The sequence below is a fragment of the Pseudaeromonas sp. HNCC25DJ182 genome (assembly GCF_055413365.1).
The window spans coordinates 123,312-141,719 of record NZ_JBVAYG010000006.1 but is presented as its reverse complement, the minus strand read 5'-3'; the positions used below and the strand labels follow the sequence as shown (position 1 = coordinate 141,719).

Here is an 18,408-nt window from a genome sequence, read left to right as displayed (position 1 = left end):
GGACCCGGTATCCTTGCTTGTTGCCATCAAGGGAACCGTGTATTTTAACGGACTGATTTATGAAGAAGATTTCGTTGAAGTTGCTGGCTACGGCTAGTCATGTTGATGGTCCATACGGGGGGGATATGTCCAAGCCAGCTCAGGAAAAAAAAGCCACTGTCTATGATATTGCCCGCATAGCCGGTGTCTCTGCCAGTACCGTGTCCCGGATCCTGAATGGTTCGGCCAAGGTGGCAGAGGATAAGCGTCTGGCGGTCGAGGAGGCGATTCGGGAGTTAAATTTCCGTCCCAACCTGATGGCGCAGTACCTGAAGACTGGTCAGTCGATGACTCTGGGGGTCTTGACCCAGTATGTGGATAGCCCCTTTTCCAACGAGATGTTGCGCGGCGTCGAAAACGCCCTGCAAGGGCTGGAATATGCGCCGCTGATTGCCAGCGGCCATTGGAATGCCGAAGAGGAAGTCGAACGGCTGCGACTGTTGATCGCCCGTCGCGTGGACGGGATCATTATTCTGACCGGGCATGTGAATCAGCAGACGTTGCTCGAGTTCTCGCAGCAGGTTCCTATTGTGGCCACCGGCCATAATATTAATACCGAGCGTGTGCGCTCATTCAGTATCAATAATCGGCTGGGTGGTTATATGGCCACGCGCTATCTATTGGATCTTGGCCATCGCCAGATTGCGCATATTATCGGTTTACCGGATCAGAGCGATGCCATTGAACGGCATCATGGTTATCGCCAGGCGTTGGTGAGTTCCGGTATTGAATACGATCCGGAATTGGTGGTGCAGGGTGATTTTGCCGAAGCCGGTGGTTTGAATGCGGTGAAACAATTAGTGGCCAGCGGCAAGAAGTTTTCGGCCATATTCTGTGCCAATGACCAGACCTGTTATGGCGCTATTCTAGGCCTCAAACAATGCGGGTTACGGGTGCCGGAAGATGTCTCGCTGATTGGTTTCGATGATCTGCCTTTTTCTATCTATTCCAATCCACCGCTGACCACGGTTCGGCAACCCATCTATGAAACCGGCATTACTTTGGTGAATACCCTGTTGGGTTTGATTGAGAATACCGAAATAGTCCCGGCCGAACTACCCGAGCTCAGCATTGTGGTGCGGGATACCACAATGCCGTATAACGCGAATAATATTTGACGGTCTGGTGACTGTAATTGGCTGACTAACAGTTAGCTTCAATAAAAAAGGCGCTTCTCCTTGCGGATAAGCGCCTTTATTTTCAATGCGTTAACTAAATTTCTTTAGTTCATGCCGTATTTTTTCAGCTTCTTGCGCAGGGTACCGCGGTTGATACCCATCATGATGGAAGCGCGGGTCTGGTTGCCGCGAGTGTATTGCATGATGATGTCCAGCATGGGCGCTTCTACTTCGCTCAGCACCATCTCATAGAGTTCGGTGACTTCTTGACCATTGAGCTGGGCCAGATAGTTGCGCAGGGCTTGCTGCACAGACTCGCGCAGCGGGCGCTGAGTTGGCTCATGGGTGTGTGCATGGGTTGTGGTAGTAACCAGTGCGTCAGAAGTCAGGTTTTGTTCAAACATATGCTGTCTGCTCTTCGTTATGCTGTTGCGTGTCAAAAAAATACTTCAATGCGTCAAGTTGTGCGGATGCAGTCTCCAACGCATTGAAACCTCTGCGAAAATCCTGGCTTTCCAATAACTTTTCCAGATACCAGGCCACATGCTTGCGGGCATAACGCACGCCCTGATAGTCACCATAGAAGTGATGCAGGGCGCTGATATGCTCAAGCACCAAGGCGCGCACCTCCTCGAGTGAGGGGGCGGTGGGAGCCTGGTTCTGTTCCAGATATTGGCGGATTTGTCTAAAAATCCACGGCTGTCCCTGAGCGGCGCGTCCGATCATGATGGCATCGGCACCCGTGTAGGCCAGAACCTGACGGGCCTTGTGCACGCTGTCGATATCGCCATTGGCGATGACCGGGATTGAAACCGCCTGCTTGATTGCCTTGATAGTGTCGTACTCGGCTTCGCCCTTGAATAAACAGGCGCGGGTCCGTCCATGCACTGTCAGCGCCTGTATGCCAGCCTGTTCGGCCAGCTGCGCGATCTCCACACCGTTTCTATGCTCGGGATCCCAACCGGTACGGATCTTGAGGGTGACCGGAACCTCGACCGCCGCCACCACGGCTTGCAGGATATCGCGCACCAGGGCGGGATCTTGCAGCAGGGCGGAGCCAGCCAGCTTCTTGTTCACCTTCTTGGCCGGGCATCCCATATTGATGTCAATAATCTGCGCATCGGCGGCGACATTCAGTCGGGCCGCTTGCGCCATCAATTCGGGATCACAACCGAGTATCTGTACCGAACGAAATCCCGCCTCATCGGCGTGGTATCTCCGTTTCTTTGACTTTTCCGTATCCCAGGTTTCCGGATTCGCCAGCATCATCTCCGAGACGGCCATGCCGGCGCCCATTCGCAGACAAAGCTGCCGAAACGGACGATCGGTCACGCCGGCCATCGGCGCGAGGATCAGTGGAGTATCCAGTTTGTAGGGACCAATTTGCATGAAACGACACTATCAACCATCGGCTCAGGGCGGCGTATATTACGCATTTTTTGGTGGAGTGAAAAGGTTAGAAATTGAGCGTTGTTGTTTTTTTTCTCCATTTGTTTTGCCTTGGGTACTTGCAAATTCAAATGTTAGCTAGCTCACGCTTTTCAGGGTGGGGTCGAAACATCAGGAGGGGGTCGAAAGAGGCCTCCCGCTGGAAAATCGGGAAAAATAGCCTGTGATACAGGCATCAGCTTACCGGCTTGCATCTGTCACCGCTCCGGCCGTTTGGTTATGATCCAACAGGCTCGAGCGAAGACTCTACTCATCGGCCGGATGGCTTGAAATGGATATGGCCCAGCAAGACTATATGAATATGACCAAGGCTATATGGATATGACCAAGACGATATGGATGTGGCTGGCGCTGTGTGTTGGCGGGGTGCAAGCAGCCCCGCTGGTATTTGATCAGGCCTGGCAACAGCTGTTGGCGAACAATGCCGGCTTGGCCGCCGAGCGCACGGGGATCAACCGCGCCGAGCATTTGGCAGCGGCCGCCCAGGCACTCTATCTGCCACAAATCGATCTGAAAGGCAGCTATACGCGACTGGAAAAACCGGTCGAACTCGATCTGATGGATCTCAACCCCATCGCCAGCAATAAACAGAATCCCTTATTGAACAGTCCCGTGGTGCAGCAACTGATCCAGGGATTGGGCGGCGCGTCGGCGTTTGTCACGCCCTTCACCGAACAGGATCTGGTCACCAGCTCGGTTCAAGCCTTGTGGCCGCTCTACGCCGGTGGCCGCATCGATGCCGCCCAGTCGATCCGCGGCGCGCAAATCGAGGAGGCCAACCAGCAGTTTGCCCTCAAACAGCAGGCGGCGTTCGAGACGCTGACCGAACGCTATTTTGGCCTGGTGCTGGCGCGCCATGTGCTCAAAACCCGGCAGCAACTGGAGCAGGCGCTGGATAATCATCTTCAGCATGCCCGCAAGCTGGAGCAGCAGGGGCAAATTGCCGCGGTGGAGCGCTTATCGGCAGAATCGGCGCTGGCCAAAGCCCGGGTGGAAACCTTGGCGGCCCGACGACAGACCGAAATTGCCGAGCTGGCACTGGGCAGTCTGTTGCAGCAATCCGGCGCCCTGGAGCCCGCGCAGCCGTTGTTTGTCCATCGGCAGTTACCCCCCGCCGAGCAGTTTGTGCAGCAGACGCTGGCCCATCATCCCGGTTTGGCCTTGCTGGCGGCCAAGCAGCAGCAGGCGGATGGTCTGTTGACCCTGGAGCAGGGCAAGCGGCTGCCGGAGCTGTTTTTGTTTGGCAACTACTCCCTGTATGAACAGGACACGCTCGCGGCCAAGATGGCGCCGGACTGGTTGCTGGGGGTGGGGGTCAAGGTGCCGCTGGTCTCGCGGGATGGCCTCTCGGATACGGTGCAGGCGGCAACCACCACTCAGGTTCAGGTCAAGCAATTGCTGGCCCAGTTGCGTTTGGATTTGACCTTGCTGGTGGAGAAGAGCTGGCGCGAGGCGGATCTGGCCCGCGAGCAGTATCAGGCGCTGGATGTGACCGAGCGATTGGCGCAGGAGAATGTCCGGCTGCGCGAACAGGCATTTCGTCAGGGGCTCGGCACGTCGCTGGATGTGGAGGATGCCCAGAGCAAATTGGCCGGGGTGCAGACCCAGCGCCAGGTGGCGGCCTATCAGTACGTGATTTGTCTGGCCCGGCTGCTCGCCTTGAGCGGGGAGCAGGGCGACTTTTCCCATTATCAACCACAGGACAAGATTGAGGTGGCAGCATGAGCCGGAGAGGCGCGGGACTGGTCTGGGTGGTGCCGGGAGCCCTGGTGGCGGCTCTGGCGTTGGCATTTTGGTGGGCCTATCGCCCGGCTCCGGTGCGGCTGCAAGGCCAGATCGAGGCGCAGAGTTACAGCGTCGCCTCCAAGGTGCCGGGGCGTATCGAGACGGTGGCGGTGAAAAAGGGACAATCCCTGAACAAGGGTGCTCTGGCGTTCACCATTGTCAGTCCCGAACTGGAGGCCAAGTTGCAACAAGCCCAGGCGGGGGAGGCGGCAGCCGGTGCTTTGTCCCAGGAGGCTGAACAGGGAGCGCGCGCGCAGCAGATCGCGGCGGCCAAGGATCAGTGGCTGAAGGCCAAGAGTGCGGCGCTTCTGTACCAGAAAACCTTCCAGCGTATCGACAACCTGTATCGCGATGGGGTCGTGGCGTTGCAGAAGCGGGATGAGGCGCAGACCCGTTGGCAAAGCGCCCAGCTAACCCAGAATGCCGCCTGGCAGCAGTACCAGATGGCACTGGAGGGTGCGCGGGCCGAACAGAAGCTGGCGGCGCGGGAGAAGGCCAAGATGGCGGCGGGGGCGGTGGCCGAGGTGCAGGCTTACACCGCGGAGCTGCAGGTCTTGAGCCCGGCCTCGGGCGAGGTGACGCAAGTGCTGCTGCAACCGGGTGAGCTGGCGCCCCAGGGCTTTCCGGTGGTCACCCTGACCGATATGCAGGATGCCTGGGCGCTGTTTCATGTCCGTGAAGATCTGCTCGACCGCTTTCAGCCGGGACAGGAGTTTGTTGCCCGTATTCCCGCACTGGGGGATAAGCCGTTCCCGTTTCGGGTCAGCCATGTGGCCGTGTTGGGGGATTTTGCCACCTGGCGTGCCACCGACAGTCAGCAGGGCTTCGATATGCGTAGCTTCGAGGTCGAGGCGCGTCCGGTCGAGCCGATACCGCAGTTGCGGGTCGGCATGAGTGTGCTGGTGGAATTGCCCGATGCCTGAGGGGCGGCGCTGGATTCTGGAATGGCGACGGCTCTGGGGCGATCCCTGGTTGCGGGCGCTGAGCAGCTGGATCCCGCTCTTGCTGCTGGTCTGGGTCGCGGTGCTGTTTAACGGCGGTCTGGTGCGCGACTTACCGGTAGGGCTGGTGGATCTGGATCACTCCGCCCTGTCGCGCGGCTTGGTGCGTACGCTGGATCGCAGTGCCAGCATGCAGGTGGCGGCGGAATATAGCTCGCTGGCGGACGGCGCTCAGGCGTTACGCAACGGCGCCATCTATGGACTGGTGCTGCTGCCCCGCGAGTTGGAAAAGCAGGTGCGGCAGGGCCGACAACCGGTGGTGAACCTGTTTTATAGCGGCCAGACGTTGCTGGTCGGGCGATTGCTCAGTAGTGGCTTCAACCAGGCTCTGGGTACATCGGCTGCCCAGTTGGGCGTGCTGCAGGGTTTGAGTTCCCAGCCGGTGCCGCTGGCCGCCCGCGGCGAGGCGGTGCCGTTCGTCTATCAGCTCACATCGCTGTATAACCTCAGCGGCAACTATGCCCAGTTCCTGCTCGCCGGGATTGCACCGGCGCTGTGGCAGATCCTGATCCTGATGGCAACCATCAGTCATCTCACCCGGCGTCTGCGGCAGCGGCGCATGCGATGGGCGCTGCAGACAGCCCCGCTGCGTCTGTTGGTGCGTCTGTTGTCGCCACTGCTGCTCATCTATTGGGGGTGGGGACTGGTGTTGGTGTGGTTGTTGTTCGGGTGGTTCGGTTGGCCCATGGTCGGAAGCTGGGCGCTGATATTCCTCGCTCAGGGGCTGACGGTACTGGCCTGTCTGGGGATGGGGGCTCTGCTCTACGGACTAACCCGGGATGGCGCCCGGGCCATGAGTCTGGCGGCCGGCTATTCGGCACCGGCATTTGCTTTTTTAGGGGTAACCTTTCCGACTGCGGATATGAATGGGCTGGCCCAATGCTGGCGGGCGCTACTGCCGGCTTCCCATTATGCCGAGTTGCAGATTGGCCAGGCCAGCCTGGGTTTGCTGGGGCGTGCGGCCTGGACGCCTGTGGCCGCATTGCTGATGTTCATGCTGGTGTGGCCACTGGTGGTCTGGTTGCTGGGGAGAGCCCGTCATGACTGAGCTCTGGAGGGTATTTTGCCAGGAGTGGCGGGCGCTGCTGGCCGATCGGGCTCTGCTGCTGACGCTGTTTGGTGGCATCCTGTTCTATGCCTTTCTCTATCCGTTGCCCTATGCCCATCAGGTGGCGCGAGAGTTACCCGTGCTGTTGGTGGATGAAGATGGCAGTACGCTATCGCGTCGTCTGGCGTTTATGGCCGATGCCACACCCCAGTTGCAACTGGTGGGGCGCGCCGCCACACTGGCCGAGGCCGAATCGAGCATCCGTCACGGTGAGGCCAAGGGGCTGCTGCTCATCCCGCCGCATTTTTACCGCGATGTGCGTCTGGGCCGCACCGTGACCCTGGGCTTTGCCGGAGATGGTGCCTACTACCTGATCTACGGGGCGATTGCGGAAGGGTTGAGTTCAGCCGCCGCAACCCTGGGGGCGCAGATCCGCATTTCGCGTCTGCTGGCTCAGGGCCAGGCCACTCCTGCCGCCAAGGCACACTGGCGGCCGTTCGCCCTCCAGGCCGAGCCGGTGTTTAACCGCACCTTGGGTTATCAGCAATATGTGGTACCGGCGGTGTTCCTGTTTATCCTGCATCAGACCCTGCTCATCGGTCTGGGGCTGCGCGGGGCTTCGGAGTATCAGCTGCGGCAAGTCGGCCCCGGATGCTCCGGCAAGGCCTGGCCGCGTCTGCTGGCGCGAACCCTGCTATTTATGGCGCTCTATCTGGGCTTCACGCTGTTCTATTTTGGCCCCTGTTTTGCCTGGTATGGCCTCAACCGGCTGGCAGACCCACTGCTCCTGCTCGGTTTCTTGTTGCCGTTTTTCCTGGCGCTGACCCAGCTGGGCATCCTCTTTGGCAGCTACCTGACCCGGCGGGAGATGGCGACGCCGATCATTGTGCTCTCTTCCTTGCCATTGCTGTTTGCCGTCGGCTTTATCTGGCCGCAGGAGATGTTGCCCTGGCCCATCAAGGGGGTCATGACTCTGTTTCCGGCCACCCCGGGGATCCTTGGCAGCTTGCGTCTGAATGGTATGGGTGGTGACTGGTCGGCGGTGTCTGGCCTTTGGGGGCAGATGTGGCTGCAGGCTCTGGGGTATGGGCTGCTGGCATGGTGGCGCTTGCGCAGTCTGGAGCTGTCGCGGTCCACGGGCGGCTAAAAGCATCAAGGCCAGTCGCAGTGACTGGCCTTGATAGCATGGAGCTGTTGGACGGGTCCGGGATCAGCGTTTGATGCCTGACAGGCGACACCACTCTTCGCGTACCGCGGTCGGATCCATGTCAAACCACTGACCATAGATCTGCTCGAGTTCTACCGCCTGGGTTTCCAGCACGCCGGAGAGCGCCAGCAAGCCACCGGGGCGCACCAGTTCGTTCATCAGCGGCGCCAACTCGCGCAGTGGGCCGGCCAGAATGTTGGCGACCAGCAGATCGGCTTGCAGCCCGGTGGGTTGATCCTCGGGCAGGAACAGCTCCAGCTGGTCGGCGACACCATTGCGCTCGGCGTTATCACGGCTGGCCTGGATCGCTTGGGGGTCGATATCGATACCTATGACCCGGGCGGCACCCAGTTTCAGGGCAGCAATGGCCAGAATGCCGGAGCCGCAACCGAAGTCGACCACCGTTTTGCCAGCCAGATCGACGCCATCCAGCCATTGCAGACACAGTGCCGTGGTGGGGTGAGTACCGGTGCCGAAGGCCAATCCCGGGTCCAGCATGACGTTGACGGCGTCCGGATCCGGCACATCGCGCCAGCTCGGGCAGATCCACAATCGCTCACCAAACTGCATCGGATGGAAGTGATCCATCCACTCGCGGACCCAGTCCTTGTCTTCCAGTTGCTCCACCTTGTAGGGCATCTGCTTGCCGAAATGGCGCTGGAAGAAGGCCAGGATAGGAGCCGGATCGGTTTCGGCATCAAACAGCCCTGTGACCTGGGTTTCCCCCCACAGCTTGGTTTCTCCGGGCAGCGGTTCGTAAACCGGATTGTCCTGAGCATCCATGTAAGTCACGGCCTGGGCACCCAGTCCCATCAGCATGTTGCTGAGTTTGTTGGCGTTTTTAGCGGTGGCGTAGAGCCTGATCTGAATCCACGGCATGGCGAATCACTGTCTCGGTAAGGGTAAACGCGCGGATTGTAGCACAGCGCGGTCGCTGGCGCTCAGCACACGAAACTCGGGGCCTAACGCACGATATAGGGGGCTATCTGCAGCTCGCGGGGTTGCAAGTCCAGGGACTGGCGGGCGGCGAGCAGCTGGATTTTTTCATCTAACTGCACGGCAATCGGGCCGATCAGCAGTTGCAGTTTGTGGCTGTCGAGCTCGAAGCGGGTGATGACACCCAGCTTTTGCAGGGCGGCATCATCGACCAGCGCCGGGCTTTCTACCTCGACGGTCAGGTAGGTGAGGGTTGAACTCATGCTGATGAGGTTGCCGATCCCGCCCAAGGCCTTGAGATAACCGACCGCCAGCAGGCTCAGATCCGAGTTGGCGTGGTGATTTCGCTCTTCACAGGGGGCTTTGGCGCCCATCCAGAGCAGAGGTTTGATATGAAACAGCTTGAGACACAGGTGGGAGCCAAAGCCATATAACGCCAGGGTAAGGCCACCCAACGTGTAGAACTGCAGCGGATCCCGTTGTAGTTCCGGACTCCATAGCACGCTCAGATCGCCGGTTAATTTCGGGATGGCAAAACGGATCTCGATCACCTGGCAAAACGCCATGATAAAGCCTGCCAGCAGGGCGTGGATGACAAACAGCGGCGGCGAGAGGAACAGTAGCGCCAATATCAGTGGTGCGGTGAAGCCGGTGAGCCAGCCGCTCAGGGTCAGCAACAGGCAGAGGCCGACGAAGGGGCGGCGTTGCTCATGAGGCGCATAGCGCAGCAGAGCCAGTGCCAGTCCGGGCAAGCCGAAGATTTGGACTGCATAGTGCGCCGATAGGAAGCTGAGCTGGGGTTGACTGAGTGCTTCCCCGTGGTTGGCCTGCATCAGGGGATGAAACACCTCGTTCAGACCAAATGGCGTCAGCAACTGATAGATGAAGCCCAGGGCAAAGCCTTGCTCCGGATTGCCCAGCCAACGGGCACCCAGGCGTAGCAGCTCCGGCTCCAGCCAGCCGTAGAGTCCGGCCAGCGGAAACGCCAGCGCCAGTGCGATCAGGCTGTTGAGGATCAGCACAATCGCTGCCCCCTTGAAGGAGTGCAGCAAGGGCGGTAGGCGCAGGCGCGAGAGTCGCGGATAGAACAAGGCTGAACTCAGGCCGGCCACCAGAGCGCACCCCATCTCGGCGTGTCGCAATTCGGGCGCCAGGGTCTGCAGGGTGGACGAGAGGATGAGATACCCGACCGCCGCATTGAGCGGCTGTTGACCGCTCTCTCCCCGCTGCAGGGCATTGGCCAGTTGCATGGCAATGATCAGCGGCAGGATGGAAAACAGGGTTTGTCCTGCCGTCAGTAGCAGGGCGCCCAACAGGGTCTGGCTCTGACCGGCATAGCAGAGTAGGGAGGCCAATGGCATAAGGGCAACAGGCAAGAGCAGGAATCCTGCCAGACCATGATGTCGGTGCAAATGGGCTCTCCTTGGAGGATCTGAAGGCGAAATAAGTGTGATGCGGCGCACATTCTACCCGCTGTATCCCCAAAAGTGGTAGTGGAATAAAACAATGTGGTTTCGTTTGGTACAAAAAAACCGGCCCAGAGGCCGGTAAACCGTGTGGCTAGCTCGAGACGAGAGCACAACACATGAAAGGTGATTAATGGACTCCTGCGGCATCGACGATGCGCGCTGGCTTGGGGGCCAGCCAGATGGCAAAGGCTGCGATGAAGAAGGCAATCCCGGTGAACAGGAAGATCTGGTTGGTAGCCAGCATGACGCTTTGCCCTTGCAGCTGCTGATCCAGCAGGTTGCGGGCTTGCTCCAGAGAGAAGCCTTGCTGCTGCAGGATTGCCAGACTATCGCCCAGTCTGTCGGTGAGTCCTGCGAGCTCGGCATGGATATAGCGGGTCTGATCTTCCCAACTGGTGGTCACCACCGAGGTGGCGAAAGCACCGGAGAGGGTGCGCATGAAGTTCATCAATCCCGCTGCCGACTCCATCTCCTCGGGGTTGACACTGGAAAGCGCCAGCCCGGTCAGCGGCACGAAGAAGAACGGCATGCCGATCCCTTGCAGCAGCAGGGGCCAGGCGATATCCCAAAAGGTCATCTCCACATTGGCATAGGTCCGGATCAGGGTGATGGTGCCCAGCCAGATGACGCCGAAAAAGACTAACGGTCTGGGGTCCACTCGGGTCGAAAGTCCGGCGGCCAGTGGGGCGACCAGAACCGCCAGTATGCCCATCATGGCCGAGACATAACCGGCGGAGGTGGCGGTATAGCCCATATAATTCTGCAACCACAACGGGGTCAGGACTGTGGCACCGAAGAAGGCACCGAAGGCCAGCGAGATGGTCAGTACACTGGCGGCATAACCGCGGTGACGAAACACCCGCAAGGCGACTATGGGATGCGCCTCGGTCAACTCCCAGATCAGGAAGGCGATAAAGCCGATGGCCGCGATGGCCGCCAGCACCTGGATATGGGTCGACGCGAACCAGTCATAATTCTTGCCCTCATCCAGCATCAGCTGCAAGGCACCGACCCAGGTGATGAGCAACACCAGGCCCACGACATCGATACGCACCCGCCGCAGGCTGGATTCATAGCGTCGTAGCAACTGCCAGCCCAGATAACCGCAGATCAAGGCAACCGGCACATTGATGTAGAAGATCAGCGGCCAGCTCCAGTTGTCACAGAGCACGCCACCCAGGATCGGACCGAGGATGGGGGCGATCAGCGTAGTCATACTCCATAGCCCGATGGCGGCTCCGGCCTTCTCTTTCGGGAAGATCCGCAGTAACAGGGTTTGGGAGAGTGGCATCAAGGGACCACCGGCCAAGCCTTGGAAAATACGGAATAACACCAGCATGTTTAACGAGCTGGCGAGTCCACACAGCGCCGAGAACAGGCCGAACAGTATCATCGCCGACACAAACACCCTGACCGCACCGAAGCGACCGGCCAGCCAGCCGGTGAGTGGCACTGTGATGGCTTCCGCCACCGCGTAGGAGGTGATGACATAGGTGCCCTGGCTGGAGGTGGCACCCAGCCCGCCAGCAATATTCGGCACCGAGACGTTGGCGATGGTGGTATCCAGCACCGCAATAAAGTTGGCCGATGCCAGCACCAGTGCGGCGGCAACCAGCATGCCCCCGGTTAGAGGGGCATTTTCTCCACCGGGCGCCGTCGGGGCATGAGGGCGAGAGGTCTGTTCCATGGTGGCAGGCCTTAGCGTGTCGGGTTCATGGCGGTGACAGGGTCACGACCGGACTTGGACTGGGTATCGATCGTCACTTGCATCGATAACCCGACCTGCAACGGTTGTTCGGCCAGTTCATAAGGATTGAGGGTGATCCGCACCGGCAGGCGCTGGACCACCTTGATCCAGTTGCCAGTGGCGTTCTGCGCCGGGATCATGGCAAAGGCTGAACCTGTGCCGCCGGCCAGACCGCTCACTACGCCGTGGTAGACCACGTCATGCCCGTAGCGATCGGCGATGACTTCGACCGTTTGCCCCAGTTGAACCTGCTTGAGCTCACCCTCTTTGAAGTTGGCATCCACATGCATCTCGTGTTGCGGCACTATGGACATCAGGGGGGCGCCGACCTGGACCCGCTGGCCCAGTTGTACCTGGCGGCGGGCAATCACCCCATCGCTGGGGGCGCGAATGATGGTGCGTTGCAGATCGATGCGTGCCCGGTCGCGTTTGGCGCGGGCCAGCGCCACTTCCGGATGGTTGTCGACCGTTGTGTGTTCGGTCTGGGCAGCATTGGCTTTCTTGCTGCCGACGACAGAGAGGCGATCGGCCTTGCTCTGTGCCTGGGCGGCTTCTGCCGCCGCCAGATTAGCCTTGGCGGTGGCCAGCAGGGTACGGGCATTACTCAGCTCCTCGCCGGAGACAGAGCCGGAGTTTGCCAGTGCTTGCCGACGTTGATAATCCAGAGTGGCACGTTCCAGATCGGCCCGAGCGACCGCCAGTTGGGCCGCCACCTGGCGCTGTACCGCTTCCCGGGACGAGACTTGGGCCGCCAATCCTTCGCCATTGGCATAATAACCGCGGACCCGGCGCTCGGCCTGTCCCAGCTCAGCTTCGGCCTGTGCCAGTGCCAGACGGGCATCGGTATCATCCAGGATCACCAGGATGTCACCGGCTTTGACGGACTGGGTATCCACGACCGTGATGGTCTGGACTATGCCGTCCACGGCCGGACTGACGGCGGCCAGCTCGACCGCAGTGTAGGCGTTATCGGTGCTGACGTAGCGGCTGGCAATCAGGAACCAGTACGCGGTTGCTCCGAGCGCTACCAGCAGCAAGACCAGGGCAAAGATGCCGAATGCCAGTTTGCGGGTGCGCTGTGGCTTGAAGTCGGGCTGGACGACATTGTCGATGGAGGTGTCGACCAGAGCCAGAGAGTCGGTAGTGTGTGTGTGTTGGGTCATGGGGAATTCCTTGGCCATCAGGCCTGAGTCTGATAACCGCCGCCCAAGGCACGGACCAGGGCAACATGTAACGAGAAGAGACGGGTTTGCAGATTGGCCAGCTCGCGTTGGCTGCTGAGCAGTCCATCCTCCGCACTGAGTACGTCCAGATAGGTAGCCAGGCCCCCCTGATAGCGATTGCGGGCGATCTGGTGAGCATCGCTGGCGGCTTGTACCGCCTCCTGGGATCGTTGCAGACGCTGCTGCAGGGCTCCCAGGCTGACGAGTGTGTCGGCCGTCTGGTGAAAGGCCTCCGTCACAGTGGCGTTGTAGCTGGCGACGGCCTGGGCATAGGTTGCCTCGGCTCCCTGATACTGGCCTGCCAGCCGGCCACCATTAAACAGTGGCAGTGAAATGGCCGGGCCGACATTGCCGATATCCGAACCGGAGCGGGTCAGATTGTCCAACCCCAGGGACTGATAGCCGACAAAAGCACTCAGATTGACGTTCGGATAGAACTGCGCCTTGGCGACCTGGACTCGGCCACTGGCGGCCTCGACACGCCAGCGTGCAGCGACCACATCAGGGCGTCGTCCCAGCAGATCAAAGGCCAGGCGTTGCGGGATGGCCGGTTGCGCGGTGAGCTGGATACCGGGGCGCTGGATGCGCAGTCCGCGATCCGGTCCGGCTCCCATCAGGGCTGCCAGCTGGTTTTGCTGCAGGGCAATCGACTCTTCGATGGCGATCTGCTCGGCTTGGGCACTGGCCAGGCGGGCCTCGACCTGACGCAAGCTGCCCCGTGTTTCCAGGCCATTGGCTTGTCGCTGGGCAAACAGATCGGCGGTTTGGCGCCGGATTTCGACGGCGGACTTGGCGCTGTCGAGATTGGCGTGCAGTCTGGCCAGTTCGGCATAACTGGCCGCCAGATTGGTGGTCAGCAACAGGCGGGCCTGAGCGGCGTCGGCACTGGCAGCGCGTTGCTCGGAGAGCGCTGCTTCCAGTTGCGCGCGGTTCTTGCCCCAAAAATCCAGCTCGTAACTGAAATCAAGGCCGACACGGCCGACGTCATTCCAGTTTTGCGGGGTGAATTCGGCAGGGGTGCCATTGTTGTAACTGACCTTCTGCCATCCGGCTGAACCTTGGACGCTCAGTTCCGGCAGCAGGGGGGCGCCGGCTTGCCGGGCCGTGGCTCGGGCGAGTTGCAAGCGCGCCTGAGCAGCCGCCAGATCCGGCGCATCCTGCAGGGCTTCCTTGATCAACTGGCTGAGCTGGGGATCGGCATAATCCAGCCACCAGGGATCGGCAGGCCAGGTTCCAGTGTGGGCCGCTGCCTCCTGCAACCGCTGCGGACTGGCATAATGTGCGACGGTTTTCAGCTCGGGCGCTTCCGCCGGATCGGGCAAGGGGGCGCAGGCACTCAACAGCGCGCAACCGAGCAGTAGAACGTAGCGGGAGGCCGTTGCCCGAAAGGGATACGCCTGTACTGGGTCTGCACATGCGAGACCTGAAAGTGGGGGGTGTTGAGGTGTTTTCACCGGCTTACCATCTTATAACTGAACTGTACGGTACAGTTATATCCTTGACACCAGAGCCGCGTCAATCAAAACTGTACGCACCAGTTTAAAAAAGGAGTGGAGCATGCGTATCAAAACCGAAACCCGGCGTCAGGCGATCGTCGATATTGCCCGCGAGGTGTTTCAGGAAGTGGGTTATGACCATGCCTCCATGTCGATGATTGCGGCGCGTGTGGGGGGCTCGAAGGCCACCCTGTATAACTACTTCCCCTCCAAGGAGGAGCTGTTTGCGGCGGTGATGCACTCCTCGGCCGAGCATCTGCACTGTCTGGCCGAAGCCCATATCAAGCAGATCTTCGATCAGTTGGCACAAGAGTGCGATATCGAAACCCAGTTGCTGAGTTTTGGGGAAGCCTATCTGGCCGCGATCTCCCGTCCCGAGCTTCTAGCCACTCGACGCCTGGCCCAGGCGGCCTCTGATCGCACCGATACTGGCCGTAACTTCTACACCCGGGGCCCCCAGCGCGGCACGGCACAGATGAGTGACTATATGGCGCGACAAATTGCGCTCGGGGTGTTGGTGCCGGAAGATCCCTGGGTGATGGCTGAACACCTGCGTGCTCTGCTGGAGGCCGAGGTGATGGAAAAACTGCTGTTAGGGGTGATGACGAGTGTGACGCCTGCCCAGATCCAGGCGACGGTGCAGCGCGGTATACGGGTGTTTTTGCGGGCTTACCGCGTTCAGCCCTGAGCCTTTGGCTGTCGCGTCGGTTTACCCAGACAACGAAATAGGGCTGACCCTTTACGGTCAGCCCTAGTCTTTTGCGGTACGACGAGATCCTCTTTAACCCCTTAACCAGTGAGCATCAGGCCAGCAGATAGCGGGCATGAAAGCGCAGATGATCCTCGATAAAGCTGGCGACGAAATAGTAGCTGTGGTCATACCCGGGATGCTGATGTAGCTCCAGTGGCCAGCTCCGGGCCTGGGCTGCTGCGACTAAATCCTCGATTCCCAACTGGGTGGTGAGGAAAGCGTCGTCCGACCCGACATCCACCCGGGTTGGTAGCGGCTGTCCCTCATAGCAGCTGAGAAGCTCACAGCTATCCCAGGCCCGCCAGGCCGTGGGGTCATCTCCCAGATAGGCGGTGAAGGCCTTTTGCCCCCATGGGCAGTGGCTGGGATGGCTAATTGGGCTAAAGGCCGAGACCGACCGGTAGCGCTCCGGCTGGCGCAGTGCGGCGACGAGAGCCCCGTGTCCGCCCATGGAGTGCCCGCTGATGGCCCGGTGTGTCGAGACCGGGAAATGGGCTTCGATGAGCGCAGGCAACTCGTCGGTGACATAGTCGTGCATCTGGTAATGGGCGTGCCACGGACTCTGGGTAGCGTTGAGATAGAAACCAGCTCCCATGCCTAAATCGTAGGCCGGATCATCCGCCACGCCTTCGCCGCGCGGGCTGGTATCCGGCGCGACGATAGCAATCCCAAGCTCGGCGGCTATGCGCTGGGCTCCAGCTTTTTGCATGAAGTTCTCGTCGCTGCAGGTCAGGCCCGAGAGCCAGTAGAGCACGGGTACCGGGTTACCCTCTACGGCCTGAGGTGGTAGATAAATGGCAAAGCGCATCGGACAGGCCAGTACCCGGGAGTGATGGCTATATTGGGTGTGCCAGCCGCCGAAGCTTTTGTTGCGGCTCACGATTTCCAGCGTCATAAACGGCTCCTGTTCGGGCAGAGGCCCCGGTTGGGGCCTCGATATGTTCAATAATGAATGACGGTGCGGATGCTCTTGCCCGCATGCATCAGCTCGAACGCCTCGTTGATCTGCTCTAGGGGCAGGGTGTGGGTGATGAAGTCATCGAGCCGGAATTCCCCCTTCAGGTAGCGCTGCACATAGCTGGGCAATTCGCTACGTCCCCGAACCCCGCCGAAGGCGCTGCCGCGCCAGACTCGGCCGGTAACTAACTGGAAGGGGCGGGTGCTGATCTCTTGTCCGGCACCGGCGACACCGATGATCACCGATTCCCCCCAACCCTTGTGGCAGCACTCGAGTGCGGCGCGCATCACCTTGACGTTGCCGATGCACTCGAACGAGAAATCCACGCCGCCATCGGTCAGCTCGACGATGACCTCCTGGATGGGTTTGTCATAATCATTGGGGTTGATGCAATCGGTAGCGCCCAGTTTTCTGGCCAACTCGAACTTGCTCTCGTTGATATCGATGGCAATGATGCGTCCGGCCTTTGCCAGGCGGGCACCTATGATGGCCGACAAACCGATGCCGCCGAGGCCGAAGATGGCCACGCTCTCACCGGCTTTGACCTTGGCAGTATTCATGACCGCACCAATGCCGGTGGTGACGCCGCACCCGAGCAGGCAGACCTCTTCCAGCGGGGCGGTCGGGTCCACCTTGGCGACCGAAATCTCGGGCAGTACCGTGTATTCACTGAACGTCGAGGTGCCCATGTAGTGATAGATGGGCTGACCATCTTTGGAGAAGCGGGTGGTGCCGTCCGGCATCAATCCCTTGCCCTGGGTGGCACGGATCTTCTGACACAGATTGGTCTTGCCAGACTTGCAGAATTTGCACTCGCCGCACTCGGGGGTGTAAAGGGGGATCACATGATCGCCGACCTTGACGCTGGTGACACCGGCGCCCACCGACTCGACGATACCACCGCCTTCATGGCCAAGGATGCAGGGGAAAACCCCTTCCGGATCTTCACCGGAGAGGGTGAAGGCATCGGTATGGCAGACGCCCGTGGCGACAAGGCGCACCCGCACCTCACCGGCCTGGGGAGGCATCACCTGCACCTCTTCGATCGTCAATGGTTGACCCGGGCCCCAGGCGATGGCGGCTTTACAGGTGATGCTCTGAATGGTTGCCATGAGAATTCTCCTCGTGATGTGCGCAATGACGGCAGAGCTTGAGTGTAGTTTCCCCTCGTTATTGTGATAATAAGGGGATATATCAAATCACTTTTACACATAGGTAATAATGTTCGGTTGGGAAGGGGTCTGTGAATTTGTCAGTGTCGCCGAGCAAGGCGGCTTTACGGCGGCGGCACGCAAGCTGGGGGTTTCCGTGGCTCAAGTGAGCCGTCAGGTGGCGCAGCTGGAGGATCGCTTGCAGGCCAAGTTGCTACTGCGCACCACCCGTCAGGTGCGACTGACCGAACTGGGGGATATCTATTATCGTCATTGCCGCCAATTGCTGGATAACCTGTATGAAGCCGAGCTGGCAGTGGGGCGACACCAGGCTGAACCCCAGGGGACATTGCGGATCACGGCTCCTGTCTCCTATGGCGAAAGCCGCATCGCACCATTGGTGAATGATTTCATGCTGCGCTATCCCCAGCTGGAGGTCACTCTGACGCTGACCAATCAACTGCTGGATCTGGTCCATGACGGCTTTGATCTGGCGATCCGTCTGGGGCATCTCAAGGATTCGACCCTGATCGCACGCAAGTTGGCCGAACGCATCCCCTACGTCTGTGCGTCACCGGCTTATGCCGCCCGGAATGGCGTTCCGCTGAGTTTGCCGGAGTTGGCTCAGCACAGCTGTCTGGTCGGAAACAGTGATGAATGGCACTTCACTCTTCAGGGGCAGCCCCATACCCTGCGAGTTCAGGGGCAGTTGCACTGCAATAGCGGGCATGCCCTGCTGGATGCGGCTCTCAAAGGGATTGGCATTATTCAGCTCCCGGATTACTACGTCTATCCCCATCTGGCTAATGGTGAGCTGCTGGAGTTATTCCCGGAATGTCGGGCTCCTGCGGAGGGCATCTGGGCTCTCTATCCCCAGAATCGCCATCTCTCGCCCAAGGTACGTCTGCTGGTGGATTACCTAGCCGAGCAGTTGGGCAGCGCATCCCCGACTGTCTTGACCCGGCCCATTCCCTAAAGGTTGAACTGCGCTTATCGGCATTGCTGCATCTCCGTGCCGATGGCCGCCGGT

Annotated in this window: 16 protein-coding genes; 7 read left to right on the top strand and 9 right to left on the bottom strand. The window is 59.9% G+C overall.

The window, feature by feature from the left end:
• The first annotated feature begins 59 nt into the window (after positions 1-59).
• Positions 60-1,157 (top strand): LacI family DNA-binding transcriptional regulator, encoded by a 1,098-nt coding sequence (locus ACZYUB_RS07015; protein ID WP_463946671.1) that lies wholly within the window; start codon positions 60-62, stop codon positions 1,155-1,157.
• Positions 1,158-1,261: 104 nt separating this feature from the next.
• On the opposite strand, the gene fis is transcribed toward ACZYUB_RS07015, so the two are convergent.
• Both fis and dusB read right to left on the bottom strand, forming a co-directional pair.
• Positions 1,262-1,561, bottom strand: a complete 300-nt coding sequence (gene fis, locus ACZYUB_RS07010) for a DNA-binding transcriptional regulator Fis (protein WP_460884072.1) — start codon at positions 1,559-1,561, stop codon at positions 1,262-1,264.
• A complete protein-coding gene (gene dusB / locus ACZYUB_RS07005; protein ID WP_463946669.1) occupies positions 1,554-2,546 on the bottom strand; it encodes a tRNA dihydrouridine synthase DusB in 993 nt (330 codons plus the stop codon). Before dusB ends, fis begins: the two co-directional genes overlap by 8 nt.
• Before the next feature lie 381 nt (positions 2,547-2,927).
• Between dusB and ACZYUB_RS07000 the strand changes: the two genes are divergently transcribed.
• From ACZYUB_RS07000 to ACZYUB_RS06985, 4 genes are read left to right on the top strand one after another with little or no spacing between them, the layout of a single operon-like run.
• Positions 2,928-4,331, top strand: a complete 1,404-nt coding sequence (locus tag ACZYUB_RS07000; protein WP_463946667.1) for a TolC family protein — start codon at positions 2,928-2,930, stop codon at positions 4,329-4,331.
• On the top strand, positions 4,328-5,314 hold the full coding sequence (locus ACZYUB_RS06995) for an HlyD family secretion protein (protein WP_463946665.1): 987 nt from the start codon (positions 4,328-4,330) through the stop codon (positions 5,312-5,314). The genes ACZYUB_RS07000 and ACZYUB_RS06995 overlap by 4 nt, the downstream gene beginning before the upstream one ends.
• Positions 5,307-6,440: an ABC transporter permease gene (locus tag ACZYUB_RS06990; protein ID WP_463946663.1), complete on the top strand. Its 1,134-nt coding sequence runs from the start codon at positions 5,307-5,309 to the stop codon at positions 6,438-6,440. Before ACZYUB_RS06995 ends, ACZYUB_RS06990 begins: the two co-directional genes overlap by 8 nt.
• Entirely contained in the window at positions 6,433-7,587 is a 1,155-nt protein-coding gene (locus ACZYUB_RS06985; protein ID WP_463946661.1) for an ABC transporter permease, read from the top strand. The genes ACZYUB_RS06990 and ACZYUB_RS06985 overlap by 8 nt, the downstream gene beginning before the upstream one ends.
• A gap of 63 nt (positions 7,588-7,650) precedes the next feature.
• Here ACZYUB_RS06985 and prmA read toward each other — a convergent pair whose 3' ends face one another.
• The 5 genes from prmA to ACZYUB_RS06960 form a co-directional block, all read right to left on the bottom strand.
• On the bottom strand, positions 7,651-8,526 hold the full coding sequence (gene prmA, locus ACZYUB_RS06980; protein WP_463946660.1) for a 50S ribosomal protein L11 methyltransferase: 876 nt from the start codon (positions 8,524-8,526) through the stop codon (positions 7,651-7,653).
• A gap of 83 nt (positions 8,527-8,609) precedes the next feature.
• Positions 8,610-9,995 carry a PTS transporter subunit EIIC gene (locus ACZYUB_RS06975; RefSeq protein WP_463946658.1) on the bottom strand — a complete coding sequence of 462 codons (1,386 nt, stop codon included), beginning with the start codon at positions 9,993-9,995 and terminating at the stop codon, positions 8,610-8,612.
• Between the two features lie 184 nt (positions 9,996-10,179).
• Entirely contained in the window at positions 10,180-11,739 is a 1,560-nt protein-coding gene (locus ACZYUB_RS06970; protein ID WP_463946656.1) for a DHA2 family efflux MFS transporter permease subunit, read from the bottom strand.
• Positions 11,740-11,750: 11 nt separating this feature from the next.
• Positions 11,751-12,962 (bottom strand): EmrA/EmrK family multidrug efflux transporter periplasmic adaptor subunit, encoded by a 1,212-nt coding sequence (locus tag ACZYUB_RS06965; RefSeq protein ID WP_463946655.1) that lies wholly within the window; start codon positions 12,960-12,962, stop codon positions 11,751-11,753.
• A gap of 17 nt (positions 12,963-12,979) precedes the next feature.
• Entirely contained in the window at positions 12,980-14,476 is a 1,497-nt protein-coding gene (locus ACZYUB_RS06960; protein ID WP_463946653.1) for an efflux transporter outer membrane subunit, read from the bottom strand.
• Positions 14,477-14,579: 103 nt separating this feature from the next.
• Here ACZYUB_RS06960 and ACZYUB_RS06955 point away from each other — a divergent pair, with 103 nt between their 5' ends.
• Positions 14,580-15,206: a TetR/AcrR family transcriptional regulator gene (locus ACZYUB_RS06955; RefSeq protein ID WP_463946651.1), complete on the top strand. Its 627-nt coding sequence runs from the start codon at positions 14,580-14,582 to the stop codon at positions 15,204-15,206.
• A gap of 115 nt (positions 15,207-15,321) precedes the next feature.
• Here ACZYUB_RS06955 and fghA read toward each other — a convergent pair whose 3' ends face one another.
• Both fghA and ACZYUB_RS06945 read right to left on the bottom strand, forming a co-directional pair.
• Positions 15,322-16,164 carry an S-formylglutathione hydrolase gene (fghA, locus tag ACZYUB_RS06950; protein WP_463946650.1) on the bottom strand — a complete coding sequence of 281 codons (843 nt, stop codon included), beginning with the start codon at positions 16,162-16,164 and terminating at the stop codon, positions 15,322-15,324.
• Between the two features lie 47 nt (positions 16,165-16,211).
• Complete coding sequence (locus tag ACZYUB_RS06945) at positions 16,212-17,339, bottom strand: S-(hydroxymethyl)glutathione dehydrogenase/class III alcohol dehydrogenase (RefSeq protein ID WP_463946648.1); 1,128 nt, start codon at positions 17,337-17,339, stop codon at positions 16,212-16,214.
• A gap of 109 nt (positions 17,340-17,448) precedes the next feature.
• On the opposite strand from ACZYUB_RS06945, the gene ACZYUB_RS06940 reads away from it, so the two are divergent.
• Positions 17,449-18,354, top strand: a complete 906-nt coding sequence (locus tag ACZYUB_RS06940; RefSeq protein WP_463946647.1) for a LysR substrate-binding domain-containing protein — start codon at positions 17,449-17,451, stop codon at positions 18,352-18,354.
• Positions 18,355-18,408: the final 54 nt, after the last annotated feature.